Raw genomic sequence first — 16,070 nt, forward strand, 5'->3', positions numbered from 1 at the left:
ATTTTAATGAAAAATAAATTAATCACACTATTAATTGCGGGGCCTTTAATTAGCTCGTCTTTTTTATCAATGGCTAGCGAAGTGCCAACTAAAGAGTATTTTAATAAACGCTGTATGGATGCATGGCAAAGTATTAAAGCCGGAGACCGTGAAGCTTTATTTACAGAGTTACCACCAAAATTACAAAATTGGAATGAAGGTAAAACAGCGTGGAATCAGGTTGATAAAGCAATAAAAAACTACAAAGAGGATTGGGAGCAACTAAACTTAAATAATTTGAAAATAACAATGTTAGATTCAGGAGGCGTAGATAAAAATGGTGATATGTTACCATCAGGCTTACAGGGCTCAGTAGATAAACGAATGGCCCGCTTTTACCCAGAAGCTACTCGTGAATATACTTTAATGTACACTTTTATAAATAAAGAACGTAATGAGAGAAAATCATGCTCATTTTTAGAGTTTGATAACGAATGGTATATGTATCATAGACTTATTTGATTACTATGAATTTAATATCTGAAAAGCTTAAACATACATTTGAAGTCTGTTTTGCGCACAAGCGCTGGGTGCCTTATACGCGAATAAAATCGTTTTTAGGTATGTTACTAGGCGCTTTTGTCGCCTCCTTTTTTATTGATGGCCAACCAAGTTACTCAAACGCTGACCAAACATTGAATACTATGTTTGTGGTTACCCCGTTTTTGTTTTTTGGTTTGGTGTTATTGCAATCTTCGTTACAAAAAACATTTTACAATGCCGATGTCTATATTACGCCGAGTGCTATAACAATGCCTGACTTTAACGGTGAGCGTGAAGTATTTATCGCCTTTAAAGATATAGAGGCAATGTATATTAATTACTTCCCGTTGACGCCGCTGTTGTGGTTTGGCCCTTACATAAGCACGCATTTAGCGATTAAATCAGTCAGTGGAGAGCGTTATGGGGTACATACGTTTAATTTAAGTGACTATAGAGCAATTGTTAATTACTTATCGCAAGTGCATAACGTAAAAATTAAACACCGTTTTTCATGGTGGACATTAACCTACTTATCTCTTTTCCCAATCGGGTTTTTATTGGGCTTTATTGTTTAATTTACTTAAAAAACTAAGGAAAGGTTTGAAATTGAAATGTCCTGTTTAATCATTGCAGATCAGATTGAGACACTAAAAAATTTATAAACAGATAACCTATTAAACAGAAAAGTGCAGAGTGCCTATGGTGTACTTATAAACTCAGCAAATGAGTAAAATGCATACAAATCGAAAGTTAAAGGAGAAAACTATGAAAAAAATCGCTTTTATTACACTGGCTCAATCATTACTTTTATCATTTACGGCAAGTGCCGTTGACTACAGCATCCCAATCGAAAATTGTAAAAAATCAGTAGATATCGTTTTAAATCAAGATTATGAGCTTTTCAAGCAGGTTTATGCACCGCTATCTAAAGATATGGACCAAAGTATTGTAAAAGGTATGTTAGCTCGTAAGCATGCTAATTACACAAAAAAACAGTATTTGGGTATCCATAACTTTACAATCGTTGGTACTGAGGTGCTTGAGGATGCTAAAAATAGTATAATTAAAAGAACACAAAGGAATGCATTGAAGTATGGTTATACTGACGAGCTGTGGGTTAATTATACATTTAAGACATCAAAGGTTTTTGGTAAAAAGGAAGACAACGTAACAATAAAAGGGAAATGTAAGTTTGGGCAAGTCGATGGTAAGTGGCTCATGGTCAACTTATTAAGAAGCTAAATATGACTAATAAAGAACAACCAACCAGTCTAGACGATAAAAAATGGTTTAAAAATGTTCACTTTAAAGAGCAAGATACCTTATGCCCAACGAGTGAAATTAAACTTCCTTTATTGCGTTTATTATGTCATTTGTCTTTTCCAATAGAGTTATTATTTAGCGCAACTTTAATTACGCTTTCATTGTTAGCCGGACTTTGGTTAGTTGACAGCTATAGCTTAGCTAGCTTAGTTGTTTATTTACCGCTTCTTATTGGTACCCTATTTTTAAAACGTATTCTTATATGGCGCAAGTTTGGGTTTAGTTCAAAACACGTGATGACCATAAGTAAAGATAAAATTAAAGTTAACCCATTTATAAATGATTCATTAAAACAAAGCAGACTATTCAAAAGGGATGAAATCGAGTCGGTATTATTTAATTACAGTTTTATTACTCATGTATCTGATACACAAATTCAAGTAAATGCTGCGCTAAATAGGGCTTTTATAAACCTTAAAACAGGCGAAAACATTGAGTTGAACGTTAACCGAGTGGGGTTGTTTAATGTTTTGTATTTGTTGTATTACTTTGATTACCCATTAATTTATAAAAAATCATTTGAAGGAGGGGGCTCTAGTATCGGCTATATATTCTTACGCGTTTCTGGCATTGTAGCTAACTTTCCTATCATAGCGATGTACCTTGCCGAGTTTTAGTAAGTAGCTAATATTAGAGCGCTTCAAAATCGCTGTGGAAACTAGTTAAATAGGCTAGGTAACTTAACAGGTTTCATGTCGTGTTAAAACCTAGCTCTAATTAAGTTAATATGAGAACTTAATTAAAAAATGGCTAGCGGATATGAGTGGCTTTTCAAAGCCAATTGCATTGGCTTTGTAATATAAAAAAATACCCATGCATACTAATATGTTAAGTTTAAATTTACGAGTTAAAGTATTAGAATATTTAACGTTTTCTAAATAAACTAATTCTTAGAGCCGAACCTATAAAAAAGGAATTTTAATGAACAATAAAGTTATAAAAATACTCCAAATATTTATAATTTATCTAATTGGTGTATCAAGTGTACAAGCAAAGCCATTATTGTCACCGTATCCAAAAGCAAAGCTAGATAATTCAGTTACTCTAGCGGGTGAAGAAACTCAGTTAATGACAAAGTTTGATCCTAATGCAGAAAAATCTAAGCAGTTTGAGTTTACAAAATTGATTGGTGATACAGCTCATTACGCATATGAGATAAAAAATGTAGCTTCGTTAAAGGTTACAAAAAACTATGAAAACGCCTTAAAAGATGCGGGCTTTGAGGTAATTTACAGATGCTCTTTAAACGAGTGTAATTCAGGCGACAGTCGAAGAGATAGACAGCGATTAGGTAACCGAGCTGGCTATTTCAACCCAGGTAACCATTTCCACAAACCTCATTATATTTTTGCTACAAAAGGAGGTGACGAACTTAAAGCCGCAATTTCATTATTCGTAGGACAACATGAAAATAAAACAAGAGTGCTATTAACCTCTGTGGATATAAAAGACATTGAAACAGGCCTTATCTCAGCTGATTTTAATGCATTCAAAAAACAAAATGACACAAAAACAACAAAACCCCCTCGCAAAGATAAAGGTAGGTCGTCTGATCACCCATTAATCAGTCGTTACCCCAGCAGTTACATTAAAGATTACAAACAAGTAGATTATGAAGAATTTAGCATTCCTATTGGTATTGCTGATAAAAAGACCAGAAAGCTTCCAATGCTTGATGTAGTAGGCGATTTAACACAAATTACTTATGTTGTGAAAAATGTGTCAACTATTAAAATTTATCACAATTATTTAAGCGCGCTAATAAAGGAAGGATTTGAAACTGTTTTCACTTGCCAGAAAAGTGCCTGTAGTAATAATACACGAAGTAGATTAATTCGTGAGGACTTAATCAAATTGGGCGATATCCTTGCATTAAAAGGTGTTAACAATTATTGGCGTCAACCTCGTTACCAAGTTATGAAAAGCACATTTGAGGGGCAGACTACTTACGTAGCGTTTTTCATAGGCAACTTTGAAGGTGACTCTCGTATTCAGCTTTTTGTTATGAGAACCGAGCCACTAATAACGGGGTTAATAGAAACAAATAGCGATAAAGTACTAGAACAACTAAAGCAAAAGGGCAAAGCGTCTATTTATGGTGTACTGTTTGACTATGATAAAGCAGTTATAAAACCTGAATCTAAGCAATCTTTAGATGTGATTGCCCAGGTTCTTGAAAAAAATAAAAAATTGAGTTTATATGTTGTTGGGCATACAGACGACAAAGGATCTGCAGAATATAATCTCGATCTATCTAAACGCAGAGCTAATGCGGTAGTTAAAACGTTAATCGCTGATTATGGCATTGCCAAAACAAGGTTAATCCCTCAAGGTGTTGGGCCTTATTCTCCGGCAGCGACTAATAAAAATGAGCTAGGGCGCGAGCTTAACCGTCGTGTTGAGTTAGTTGAAAGGCTTTCTGATGCAAATTAATGTATTTTAAAAATATAATATAACCAACTTAGTTATTGCTAAAAAGCTAAGTTGGTAATTTTTCAATGCTATAAATAAAGATAGATAACATTTTCGCTAGTTGGAAAACAGCCACGCGCACTATGCTAATCTTAAGGATGTGTAAAGTAAGTATTTATTATATAAGTACTTAATACACATCTTTTTTAGCTTTTAGCGTTATCAGCACTAAATTATAAAAATTGGATAATTAAACAAGGATGGACTCTTGAAAACACCACTAATATATCTTTCGATTTTAAGTGTTAGCTGTGCTTTTTGCACGCTAACCTATACACCAAATTCACATGCAAAAAATATTCAGCCAACCACCCATATAGGTACATGGCAAAATAAAGATGAAGACGGTGATGGTGTGCCTGATGAGCAAGATGACTATCCGTTTGATGCGAGTAAAACTCAATACCCTGTTTATTTTGAAAAAGAACCTAACGATAACCCATCTGTTGCAACTCCAGTAGAGCTTGGTAAAGGTTTTAAAGTTAAGGGCGTTATTTCATCAAGAACAGACAAAGGTGATTTATATGGTTTTAACGTTGATGATGGAACTATGGTCACTGCTGTATTTGAAAGTGCAGCTAAACGATTTGACCCGCAAGTTTATGTATCAAACTCAGAAGGCAGAGTAATTAGTAAGTATGTTATTAGCGAATATAAGAAATTTGGAAAGCATATTGTTAACTTTCATATGTTTGAGGCAGGTCGTTATCAACTAAGTGTAATGGATAATAATTACGGTGGTGGCCCTGATTTAACCTACAGTATGGTTTTATTTTATGACGAAGATGTAGATGCTTTTGATGATGAGAAGGAACGTGCATTTGGCAGTAACCTTATTAAGAATGACCAAGATCAAGATGGTATTTTAGATGGTTTAGAGCACGTTTTATTAAATAGTAGTACTGACATAGACTTTGATGGTGATGGAATACCGAATTGGCAAGATGTCGACTCTGACGATGACTCTTTCACTGATAAAATAGAAGGCATTGAAGATTTAGATAAAGATGGCTTCCCAAATTATATAGACCGAGATGCTGATGGCAATACCATAGATGATAAATTAGAAAGTGGTGATTTCAATAACCCAAATGATTTTGATGATGATGGCAAAATTGATCACTTGGATTTAGATGATGATAACGATGGTATTTTTGATATTAATGATCTTAATCGATTAGAAAAGGCTGAACGATTCGTATCATCAGAGTCTGGTAGTTTTTCTCCTTCATGGATCTATAATTTAATTAGTACTGACAGTAATCAAATTAGATCATTTGTGAGAGTTGGGGATACCTCTGAATTAGAAGTCGTAGGTCTTCCTGATTCTGCTGATAATTTAGTTATAGTTTATTATGTTAATGGGTTAGCCTTTAATTCGATCCCACGAATTAACCGAAAAGACGGTAACTCTACCTATTTGAGTCTTGATTTACCAAGCCTAAAGGGGACTGGATATCTTCAAGTTGCTTATGATGAGATTATATCTGAGGAGTTACCTATTGAAATATTTGACTCTTCAAACCCTATAATAACTAGTGACCTACAAAGTTTTTCTCCAGGACAAACAATTACAATAAATGGTGAAAACTTTGATTCAGATACAACAGTTTTCTTTTCAGGAACGGCTGTCAAACCAACTATAAGCAATGATTCTGAAATAGTAGTTGAAATCCCTAATCAAGTTAGTTCTGGAAGGTATTGGGTTGTCAATGAAGCAGGAAAAAGTAACTCGATTAACTACACCTTGCAAACTAATCTAACTTTTGCGGTTGCAGAGTCAGCAGCTAAACCAATCGCTGCTGTCGGAGGTATTTTTCCGAGTTTTGCTGAACCGGCTAACGCTAATAAAGTTGCATTCACAAAAGTAAGCTCTAGTGCTGAAGTTATATACTCTTTCACACTTAATGATAAAGGGGAGCTTGAATCTTACTTAAGCGCTGTTCTTCCTAAAAATACTACTGAAATAGAATTCAGCTACGCATCAACCGCGGTGTCTGCAATGGCATCTCATTTAACTTTTTTTTATGAAGCTGAACAAATTTCACTTGAAGAGGTCGCTTCTATAATTGAAAAAAGCGAACGTTTTCCAGCTTTTTTACAAGAGGTTACTACTGCACTAGAACAAGATAGTGGCTTTTTTTCATATCTAAACTCAAGGAGTGCAAGTCAGGAATTGCTAGAAAGGTATGCAAGTTACTTTAAAGAGCAAATTATAAAACCTAAACAAATAGTTAATGGGAAAAATAGACCCTGTAACAAAATCTGTGTAACTGCCTATCATTAATACCCATATAGGGTTTAGGATAGGCAGACTATGAACAAGTGTTCTGGTCAAGCCGCATAAGACACATTTATTGTGGACTGCTCGAACTCAATTGGAGAGCAGTCACCATTTGATGTAAGCAGCCTGATCTGATTGTAATATCTGATATAAGCTTCAACATCTTCTTTCATACCACTGCGTGTTAAATGATAAATATTTAACAGCCATTCATTTTTCAAACTACCGAAAAACCGTTCAACAACCGCATTATCCCAACACGCACCGCGGCCATTCATCGAAGCAATAATATTGTTATTTCTTAGCTGCTGTTGAAAGCGATGACTCGTATACTGTGAGCCTCTATCACTGTGAAATATTAGTGCGTTAGTTGGCTGCCTTAGGTTCAGTGCCATTTGCATAACGCGCTCAACTAAATCAACGGTCATACGCTTATGAATTGACCAACCAATTATGCGACGGGAATATAAATCCATCACAACCGCTAAGTACATCCAGCCTCGACCCGTGCGAAGGTAAGTTACGTCACCAGCCCAAATTTGATTAGCTTGGTTGGGATTAAACTGCTGGTCAACAATATTATCGGCAACACTATGGCTTTGTTTACGGATCGTTGTTACTTTATAAGCAATACGTTGTTTGACCTTCAAATTGAGCTTATCCATCAATCGAGTTACTTTATCACGACCAACTTCAAAGCCTTCTTTACGCAGTTTTTTCATCAGCTGCCGAGAGCCTAAACTTTGACGACTTTCTTTAAATAAAGCTTTCGTGCGTCGATATAACATTAGCTCTGATTCACTGATAACTTTCGTAGGACGATTTCGCCAAGCATAATAACCACTTCGACTGACTTTCATTACTTCGCACCGCTTTTTAACAGGAAAAATGCCTTCGTTCTGCTTAATAAAGATAAACTTTACTTCATTTCTCTTGTGAAGAAGGCACTGGCCTTTTTTAATATTTCCTTTTCCATACGCAGTTGTTTGTTTTCTTTACGAAGTTTCATTAACTCACTACGCTCATCATCAGCTAAAACCGCACCTGATTGCTTATCTTCAAATTGCTGTTTCCAACCATAAAGTAAATTAGCTCTGCTCCCTAAAGACTCTGCTGCCTCTGGTACGGTATAACCTTGATCGATAACTAAAGCGACAGCTTCTTCTTTGAAAGCTTTAGTGTAAGTTTTGTATTGTCGTTTTTGATTCATGGAACACCTCAAGTAATTAGGATATTATCCTTTATCAAAGTGTCCTATGCCATTAAACCAGATCAGGGAATTACGTTATTAAGTATAGGATTCTACCGCTTTGCAATTCAGCCAGAGTTCTCGCAAACCACTACCTTTGGGTTAATGTGTATTGGCGGACTTTTAAGTATGTACGGTTTGCTCGCTATGTTTTATGAAGGGCTTACTAAAAAGGCATATTAAATCTTTAGGGTGTATAAGCTGTAGGCTTTAATTCACTTAAAGTATATACAGTTGATTGCTCTAATTATCATTTTTGATTAAATTGCATACTTTATATAAATTAGGTACAGTTTATAACTGTAAATGCTTTATGGATAAACCAACAAGGATGGACTCTTGAAAATACCCCTATTTTACCTTTCATTGTTAAGTGTTAGCTGTGCTATTAGCTCGCTAATGTTTATAACACCATTAAACGCAAAAACCATTAAGCCAACCAATATAGGAACTTGGCAAAATAAAGATGAAGACGCTGACGGTGTGCCAGATGAACAAGATGATTATCCGTTTGATGCTGATAAAACCACAATTACTATCGTCCAAGAAGAAGAGTTTAATAATAACGTTGCCGAAGCAAACCCAGTTGGGAATATACCTTTTGCTGTTGAGGGTGTTATTTCACTTTCATCTGATATAGATGACTTTAAATTTACTGTTACTGAGGCTGATGTGCAAAGCGGTAAGTCAATGAGTTTTATTGTATTAGAGGAGTCTTCGCGGTTTCATCCTCAGCTTGGTATTTTCAAAAATAATGGTCAAGTAGTTGAACATATCGAATTAGCTATTGATAGAGTTGCGCCACTTGGCGCAGCTATTGCTTTCAATCCTAAACAAAGTGGGGAATATAACCTGTCAGTACTTGATCGAAATGGTAATCATGCTGATGATTTTAAATATCAAGCATTCGGTTTTATTGATACAGATAAAGATGCAATACCCGATAACAAAGAGCAAGCACTTAAACTAAATAATAAAATTCAGGATTCAGATCGAGATGGCATTGCAGATGGTAATGAATATTGGGTATTTAGTAGTAAAAATGTATTTGCGCATGACGTAGATGGAGACTCAGTACCTAATTGGCTAGATGACGACTCCGATGGCGATGGCATACCTGATACTTTAGAGGGCACTGCTGATCTTGATACTGATCAGTTACCTGCATTCGTTGTTAGACAGCGATAATAACATTATTAGTGATAGGGACGAACAAGCTCAGAGTAATGGCACTTTAATTGATACAAATAGAAATGGAATCCCAGATTACATTGATATAGACGATGATGGTGATGCAGTTCTTGATGTGAATGACACAGAACCAAAAACAGTACTTGCATACACTAGCGTAGAAAGTGATTCAGCAATAACGTTAGCGTCTGTCTACTATGAACTTTCAGATTCAATATCGCTTCCCAATAAAGGAAGAGTTTTTAGACCTCTAATTATTAAAGGCGAAAATTTCCCTGAAAAAGGTGGTTTTGTTGTAATAACAAAAGGGGATGAGCGCCTTCCCGTTGTTAATATGCCCATTACGCAAGCTACAAACACTTCAATAAGCATCGTAATACCTAATTATGAAAAAATTGCATTGGAAGGTGAAGAGCTTACATTATTTATTACCAAAGATAATATCCGTAGCAATGACTTAACATTCCAGCTTTTACATCCCAAAACGCCTCTAATAAAGTCGATATCGACATCTCAAGCAGTACCTGGCGAACAAATCCAAATTGAAGGTGAAAGCATTAACGATTTGGCTAAAGTTGTAATGGGAGAAGGTAAGTATGAAGCCGACTGGGTATCAAACAGCCTTGCAGTATTTGTGCTCCCTGATGAAGCAGCAAGTGGTTTATTTTATTTACAAAACGTTTATGGCAAAAGTAATTCCATGTACATCAATATTGATAATCAAAGGGAAGTAACACTCGACTTGAACCTCCCAGCCGCATACCACGATTTGCAAGGGGAAGTAACTGTAATACCACAAGGGGCTAAGTACTCACAATTATCATTGGTTGATGGGCAAGCGTTTAGCTTTAATAAAGAAGACTCTACAGTCTCAATTTGGTATGACGGCATTGCTATTTTATCAGCTGGTGTTGTGGGCAATGAAAGCGCGCTGTCGTTAAGTTTGCAAAGCACAGCTGAGGAGTATGTTTTGAAACCTTTTTTTGTTTCTGCAAGTCAATCTAAACGATTGGAAGCATTAAGAAACTTACGTGCACTTAAAGAGTATGGTGAGTATATAGCGTATTTTACAAAAGGTGTAGAAGAGGATTTTAGAGTGTTTTTTTCTCCAAAAAACTACAAGCTATCCATGAAAATGCTCAAGCTTAGAAACAAAGTAAAAGCGATGTCTTATGAATAAAAAAGCTTACGATAATAGATATAATTTAATTGCGTGAGCAAAATTTAATCAACCTAATATAAACATAATGGATTAAATAATGTTTAAAAAAGTGATCATATCTTTACCCTTTTTATTCAGCTGCGCACATGCGTTAGCAGCTGAGCCCAATGTTAAGTTTAATGCTAAAAATAACCAAGCTGATATTTTTATAGAAAAATGCCAGCTATGGCGAAATGCAATGCGCGACGATAATAAAGAGGTTATGTGGAGCTTTGTAGAGGAAAAATATAAAGGTACGCTTAAACCTAAAATGGCTAAGAAAATGGAAAAAGTGGCTTCTAGACATCGTGCTCGATTAAGCCAAGCTGGGGCTTATATTAAACGTGATGAATATTTATCGACTGAAGTACCAAAAGACGTAGCTCAAGTTTTTATAGATTGGGATAACGATGGTAAAGGTGGACAGAATATAGGGGTATTAGATAGCTGTGTGTTTGAGCTGTTGCCTGGCACGACAAAATGGGTGTTAGATATATAGCTAACTAGGCATTAATTAAAAGTTGACTTTGTCATAATAAACCAGTGATATGTATCGTTAGTTTATTTTTGAAAATTTAGTGAAGGCCCGCGCTTAAATACTAACTAAATTTTAGTAGCATTAAATAGTATAACTTTAAAGCTAAATTATGGATTACTAAACAGGATGGACTCTTGAAAATACCTCTATTTTACCTTTCATTATTGAGCTTTAGCAGCGTTTCTAGCTCGCTAATGTTTATAACACCATTAAGCGCAAAAACCATTCAGCCAACCAATATAGGAACTTGGCAAAACAAAGATGAAGACGGTGATGGTGTGCCAGATGAGCAAGATGACTATCCGTTTGATGCTGCTAAAACCACAATCTTGGTTGTTCAAGAACAAGAGTTTAATAATAACGTTGGCCAAGCAAACCCTGTTGGGAATATACCTTTTAAAGCGGCGGGGGTTATTGCTAAAAATGTAGATATAGATGATTTTAAATTTAATATCCCCAACTCAATGCTATTTGAAGACTTATCAGTGACGTTTATACTTTTTAAAGATGATTCACGTTTTACACCGTCTTTAACGATTATTAATAATAATGGCGATGTTATTTCTTCTATACCAACAAACATTGAACACGTTGGTAAAGTCGGTCAGGTTATTACTTTTTCACCTAAGCAAGCAGGTGAATATAATTTAAGTATTACTGATAGAAACAACTTAGGTGCAGATAGCTTTACATATACGGTACATGCATTTATTGATATAGATAAAGACGCAGTTCCCACAAACAAAGAGCTTGCTTTGGGAATGAACCACCTTGGGCAACATACAGATGCTGATAAAATACCCGATGGAAATGAGTACCATATTTATACAGCTAACTTTATCTTTAGTCATGATGTCGACAATGATGCTACTCCAAACTGGCTTGATTTAGACAGTGATGATGATGGCATTACTGATGCTATAGAACAAACCTACGATTTAGATGGTGATAAAAAACCAGCCTTTATAGACTTAGACAGTGACAATAATGCAGTTTTAGATTCAGATGAATTAAACTTAGTTGAATTTATCCGTTATGATCTTGATGGTGATGGCATCCCTAATTTTTTAGATACTGACGACGATGGCGACTTTTTGTTTGATGAAAATGACACTCAGCCACTAGAAAAACTAATTGGTATAAATAACTTATACCCATCAAATACCCCAGTCATTAGCTCTGCAACATATTCTCATAGTGACGAAGCAGTATTTATTAACAAAGTTAGGCCGTTTTTCCCTGCTAATTTAAATGCAGAAAACCTAAAAGGTGATGCGGCACATTTGGTAATATTAAAAGGGGATGATAAACAGCCGGTCGTTAATTTACCAGTGACGATTACATCAGAGAATAAAATTGAATTTGTTATACCTAATTATCCAAAGGTAGCGTTGGGCGGAGAACCCATTACATTTTTTCTAGCTATAGATGGCTATAAAACCAACAGTATTGATGCCACATTACTGCATCCAAAAACACCAGTTATTACAGGCATTCCGACTAAAAATGTAGTCGAAGGCGATAAAGTATTAATAACTGGTGCAAATTTAGAAAGTGGTACTGCATTAGTTTTTGCAGATGGCCCAACAATTCAGTTGGATTATATAGATGATACTAATGCTAGTTTTATTGTGCCTAGTGATGTTGGTACAGGCTGGTTTAGCTTACAAAATGTATATGGTGAAAGTAACTATTCAAGTATCAAAAAAGAACACGTTATATCCCTAAAGGTTGTCATGCCTGATTACTTACATATTAAGGGGCCTTTTTATGTAGATAATTTAGACGGCGAGTTTTATGGCATTAATGCTTTTAATAACAAACAGGTACAAATAAGCTCAACCACTGATTATATTTCTCTTTATTACAAAGACGGCATTCGATTATTCCAAAGCTACATAGCCGATGATAGCCAAATAGAGCTAAGTGTTGATAGTACGCTTAAATCTTTTGTTTTACGTGCTTTTGCATATCAAAACAAAGTTGAGAATGTGCAACAGTTAAAAAATAAAATAAGTGATTTAGTATCATACAAAGAGTTTAAATACTGGTATGAAGAAAATTTAAGGCAAGAGTCGATTGACGCATTTTTAAAAGATGACTCTTATAGCATTATTGGTAAAGCCACAGCAGTAGCCGATGATCTTTATAAAAAACTAAAAAGTGAACGTAAAAATAATAATTAAGAGTGAATAAGGGAACGTTATGTTAAAAAAAAACCATGTGTGTATTGCTCTGTTCATTAGTTTTGCAAGGGTGTGTAGACTCATATTCAGTTAATGATGTTATTGAAGGTTCTGTCTAACTAAAGCCCGATATTGGACTGTTGAATTATAAAGTGAGTGTTGAAGGTCTAGAGCGTGGTTGTTATATATACCTCTCTAAACCAGGTAACGACTTTTGGCATGTAGAAGATCAACAAAAAATGTTACAGGGAGTTTCTTGTTTTAATAATAAGCGAAAATTATTTGCTCAAGCACCTGACGTTAGTAGTTTTACTTGGACAGAGGCTGATGGTGGATTTAATTTTACTATGGATGCCACAGCAATCAGTGTAGATGAGGAAAAGCTTAATATTTACACAACGTCCTCCATATTTGTTCCGTTAACAAAGGATTTGAAATGAAATCACAATTAATAGCGCTTTCTAGCATCATATTTTTAAGCACAGCAGCTTTTGCTGATGAATCTAACGTAAATTTGCCAGCAAAGGATAATCAAGATCCATTATTTATAAAAAAATGCGAAGAGTTTAGAAAAGCAAAAGCTGATAAAGACATTGATACTTTGATGTCTTTTGTACCAAAGCATTTTAAAGATACTGAAGACGAAAAAAAGCGCGCTATCGCATACTTGAATAAAAAGGCAGAAAAGTTTCAAAAGTATGTAACAAGCCCTGAATTCAAGGTCTTATCTCAAAAATTATCAACTGAATCGAAATCTAATTATGCACAGGTTGACATAAGAGCCCAGTATGGTGAAAAAAAATTCGTGTCTGACGGCTGTGTATTAGAACTTACCAAAAAAGACGGTTGGATAATCATTATTGCGTCTAGCTAATTGGCTTTTCGAACATCTTAAGTATTTATATATTATGAGAGTATGTAACTAAGCATACTTTTTTATTCAAAGAGGGAATTTTGGCTAATTCAATTACATTAAAATCACTATTAGAAACGATTAAATGGCTATTCATTTGGCTAACTGTAGCAGGGCTTGTGCTAGGTGTTTTAAGCCAAGGCTTTATTTTTGATACAAGCGATGGGCTTGACGTTTTATTAATTATTGTGCTTTTGATGTTTCAACACCGATTAAAATTTGATGAACACAATAATCAAATAGATATAAAGTTGGGGGCTTATTTTTTTAAGAAAAAAATCTTCGCGTATAGTAACCACAGCATTGATACAAACAGTATAAACACAATATCGTTTAGAGCAGATAAAGCTGTAAATATCATAGATATTAATTGCACATCAGCACAAGGCAAATTGAGCACTTATACGTTTAGGTGTTTCAAGCAAGACAAACAAGCACAGCTAGTAGTGAGTAAACTCTCAACCGTTGAGCGCGTTTATGCAGCTAAACGTGAAGAGGCCGAGGCTGAAAAAACAAACTCAGCAACACTAAACAAATTTACAAAAATATTTCCGCAACATACTATTTTGGGTAACGCGGAGGCTAAAAATAATATTCCCATACTTAGGTGCGCGCTACCGCTCCCTGATAGTAAGAAAAACTTAGTTCATTTTATCGTCGTGTGTTTTGCTTTGCTTACGCTATTTATTGCTTATTCATCACAAAATTGGAAATCATCTTTTGCATTTTTAGTAATAACTTATGTAAGTTATTACTTTGCTAGGGTTATTGTTTGTAATAAATACTATTTTATAAAAACAGCGCCTCTAAGCTCCATTATAGTAAATGATAACGAGCTTTATTTACCCGCCCTATTATTTACTGATAAAACACCACGTACACTAACTAAGCAGGATATTATTAGCATTGAGGCTAAGTGGAATTACAATTATGACTCAGTTGAAGGCTCTGCCAGGAAAACTAAAAGGTCATATTTAATTTCATTGGTATTTAATACAACAAAGGGGCAGAGCATTTCGCTGACGCACTGGAGTGTTGATAGTGAAGCACTTGTGTTTTCATTATTAAAACACAAATACCCAGTATCGTTAGACAGAACAAGTCAAATGGTTTACCCATTTGAGCTTCATGTAGGATTATTCGTTTTATTATTCATACTCATTATACTTGTTATGAACCTAGAAAAAGTTATGTATATTTAATGTAATAGATACTTTAATATAGGCGCTAATAACAGCTTAATATAGCGTGTTATATCGCTTTTTAGCTCCTAAGTTTTAAGGATGAAATTTTGAAAAATATTGTTAAGTTAATAGTTTTTATCACTGTGGTTTTTTGTGGTTATGCACATGCGCAAAATAGCCTAACACTTAATTATCAAGTCACTAAAGAGTTAAATCATTTCGCACATATTAAAATAAAGGTCACCGATAAATACCTTCGTACAGATTATATTTTGCCAAATAAAACCTTTACAGAAATGACTATTAAAGATGATGGCCAATATATTCTAGATCATCAAAAAAGCATTGCTTACAGAACTGATTACTCAGTTACGTATAAGCGCGCAGAGGATGCTTTAAAAGGAATGCTGCAATACTCTCCAGGATTTACCAAAGAGCAAATTTATGAAATGAGCTTAGATCCTAAAAATGACCCTAATAATTACATTGCTTATGAAAAGGAAGGAGATAACTTATTTGTAGGATATTTAGATGGTGATAAAGTAAAAACAGTTAAAATAAGTGCATTCCCAAATCAATTTATATCATCTACTGAATATACTTGGCTGTTAAAACGAGCAAAAGAAGATACTTATTTTGGAAAAGCGTTGGTTGGTTTTTTAGACGTGCCTTTAATAGACTTTATGCGCAAATTTAAATACGACACAGATCAATTACCGACGGAAATCACATTGCATGATGAAGGAAAAGCTGTTTTTTTAAAGACAGTTAGTAACGATGGCATAGATCAAGACGATCTTGAAATAGAGTCTAAGTTTATAATTAAAGAAATAACACATGAATCGATTCAATTTTTGAATAATTTAAAGAATATCGCTAAAGAAACAGGGGTAATAGAATGAAAAACTTCACTGTAATAATTATTTCATCTTTAATAGCTTTATTTATATTGAGCTATGGCCTTTTTTCGATGACTTTAGATACTGAATCCAGCCCAATAATCAACT

15 protein-coding genes are annotated in these 16,070 nt (G+C 34.7%); 14 read left to right on the forward strand and 1 reads right to left on the reverse strand.

Annotated features, from left to right (window positions below):
• Window positions 1-6: 6 nt before the first annotated feature.
• The 6 genes from CWB60_RS14305 to CWB60_RS14330 all read left to right on the forward strand — a co-directional run bounded on the left by CWB60_RS14305 (window position 7) and on the right by CWB60_RS14330 (window position 6,604).
• Window positions 7-501: a hypothetical protein gene (locus CWB60_RS14305; RefSeq protein ID WP_096739600.1), complete on the forward strand. Its 495-nt coding sequence runs from the start codon at window positions 7-9 to the stop codon at window positions 499-501.
• A gap of 5 nt (window positions 502-506) precedes the next feature.
• Entirely contained in the window at window positions 507-1,097 is a 591-nt protein-coding gene (locus CWB60_RS14310; RefSeq protein WP_138576460.1) for a hypothetical protein, read from the forward strand.
• A 190-nt stretch (window positions 1,098-1,287) separates the two neighbouring features.
• On the forward strand, window positions 1,288-1,764 hold the full coding sequence (locus CWB60_RS14315; RefSeq protein WP_138576458.1) for a hypothetical protein: 477 nt from the start codon (window positions 1,288-1,290) through the stop codon (window positions 1,762-1,764).
• A gap of 2 nt (window positions 1,765-1,766) precedes the next feature.
• Window positions 1,767-2,462, forward strand: a complete 696-nt coding sequence (locus tag CWB60_RS14320; RefSeq protein ID WP_096739606.1) for a hypothetical protein — start codon at window positions 1,767-1,769, stop codon at window positions 2,460-2,462.
• A 304-nt stretch (window positions 2,463-2,766) separates the two neighbouring features.
• Window positions 2,767-4,278 carry an OmpA family protein gene (locus tag CWB60_RS14325; RefSeq protein WP_138576456.1) on the forward strand — a complete coding sequence of 504 codons (1,512 nt, stop codon included), beginning with the start codon at window positions 2,767-2,769 and terminating at the stop codon, window positions 4,276-4,278.
• A gap of 247 nt (window positions 4,279-4,525) precedes the next feature.
• Window positions 4,526-6,604 (forward strand): IPT/TIG domain-containing protein, encoded by a 2,079-nt coding sequence (locus CWB60_RS14330; RefSeq protein ID WP_138576454.1) that lies wholly within the window; start codon window positions 4,526-4,528, stop codon window positions 6,602-6,604.
• Between the two features lie 47 nt (window positions 6,605-6,651).
• On the opposite strand, the gene CWB60_RS14335 is transcribed toward CWB60_RS14330, so the two are convergent.
• A protein-coding gene (locus CWB60_RS14335) for an IS3 family transposase (protein WP_138576452.1) occupies window positions 6,652-7,811 on the reverse strand; the annotation gives its coding sequence in 2 pieces (ribosomal slippage) (window positions 6,652-7,562 and window positions 7,562-7,811; 1,161 coding nt in all).
• Between the two features lie 438 nt (window positions 7,812-8,249).
• On the opposite strand from CWB60_RS14335, the gene CWB60_RS14340 reads away from it, so the two are divergent.
• The 8 genes from CWB60_RS14340 to CWB60_RS14375 all read left to right on the forward strand — a co-directional run bounded on the left by CWB60_RS14340 (window position 8,250) and on the right by CWB60_RS14375 (window position 15,965).
• Complete coding sequence (locus CWB60_RS14340) at window positions 8,250-9,038, forward strand: hypothetical protein (protein ID WP_138576450.1); 789 nt, start codon at window positions 8,250-8,252, stop codon at window positions 9,036-9,038.
• Window positions 9,022-10,221 carry a hypothetical protein gene (locus CWB60_RS14345; RefSeq protein ID WP_138576448.1) on the forward strand — a complete coding sequence of 400 codons (1,200 nt, stop codon included), beginning with the start codon at window positions 9,022-9,024 and terminating at the stop codon, window positions 10,219-10,221. Before CWB60_RS14340 ends, CWB60_RS14345 begins: the two co-directional genes overlap by 17 nt.
• Window positions 10,222-10,300: 79 nt before the next feature.
• Window positions 10,301-10,741, forward strand: coding sequence for a hypothetical protein (locus CWB60_RS14350; RefSeq protein WP_096041698.1), 441 nt, complete (start codon window positions 10,301-10,303; stop codon window positions 10,739-10,741).
• Between the two features lie 173 nt (window positions 10,742-10,914).
• Window positions 10,915-12,966: a hypothetical protein gene (locus CWB60_RS14355; RefSeq protein ID WP_138628012.1), complete on the forward strand. Its 2,052-nt coding sequence runs from the start codon at window positions 10,915-10,917 to the stop codon at window positions 12,964-12,966.
• A 152-nt stretch (window positions 12,967-13,118) separates the two neighbouring features.
• Window positions 13,119-13,406, forward strand: a complete 288-nt coding sequence (locus tag CWB60_RS14360; RefSeq protein ID WP_138576444.1) for a hypothetical protein — start codon at window positions 13,119-13,121, stop codon at window positions 13,404-13,406.
• Entirely contained in the window at window positions 13,403-13,840 is a 438-nt protein-coding gene (locus tag CWB60_RS14365) for a hypothetical protein (RefSeq protein WP_138576442.1), read from the forward strand. The genes CWB60_RS14360 and CWB60_RS14365 overlap by 4 nt, the downstream gene beginning before the upstream one ends.
• Window positions 13,841-13,920: 80 nt before the next feature.
• Window positions 13,921-15,081 carry a hypothetical protein gene (locus tag CWB60_RS14370; RefSeq protein WP_138576440.1) on the forward strand — a complete coding sequence of 387 codons (1,161 nt, stop codon included), beginning with the start codon at window positions 13,921-13,923 and terminating at the stop codon, window positions 15,079-15,081.
• Between the two features lie 89 nt (window positions 15,082-15,170).
• Window positions 15,171-15,965 carry a hypothetical protein gene (locus CWB60_RS14375; protein WP_138576438.1) on the forward strand — a complete coding sequence of 265 codons (795 nt, stop codon included), beginning with the start codon at window positions 15,171-15,173 and terminating at the stop codon, window positions 15,963-15,965.
• Window positions 15,966-16,070 lie beyond the last annotated feature (105 nt).

This window comes from Pseudoalteromonas sp. S327 (genome assembly GCF_005886415.1).
GTDB classification, from domain to species: Bacteria; Pseudomonadota; Gammaproteobacteria; order Enterobacterales; family Alteromonadaceae; genus Pseudoalteromonas; species Pseudoalteromonas atlantica.

Excerpts from the sequence above, each read along its gene's own strand:
- CWB60_RS14305 (WP_096739600.1), top strand. The coding sequence starts at position 7 with ATGAAAAATAAATTAATCACACTATTAATTGCGGGGCCTTTAATTAGC.
- CWB60_RS14310 (WP_138576460.1), top strand. The coding sequence starts at position 507 with ATGAATTTAATATCTGAAAAGCTTAAACATACATTTGAAGTCTGTTTT.
- CWB60_RS14315 (WP_138576458.1), top strand. The coding sequence starts at position 1,288 with ATGAAAAAAATCGCTTTTATTACACTGGCTCAATCATTACTTTTATCA.
- CWB60_RS14320 (WP_096739606.1), top strand. The coding sequence starts at position 1,767 with ATGACTAATAAAGAACAACCAACCAGTCTAGACGATAAAAAATGGTTT.
- CWB60_RS14325 (WP_138576456.1), top strand. The coding sequence starts at position 2,767 with ATGAACAATAAAGTTATAAAAATACTCCAAATATTTATAATTTATCTA.
- CWB60_RS14340 (WP_138576450.1), top strand. The coding sequence starts at position 8,250 with ATGTTTATAACACCATTAAACGCAAAAACCATTAAGCCAACCAATATA.
- CWB60_RS14350 (WP_096041698.1), top strand. The coding sequence starts at position 10,301 with ATGTTTAAAAAAGTGATCATATCTTTACCCTTTTTATTCAGCTGCGCA.
- CWB60_RS14365 (WP_138576442.1), top strand. The coding sequence starts at position 13,403 with ATGAAATCACAATTAATAGCGCTTTCTAGCATCATATTTTTAAGCACA.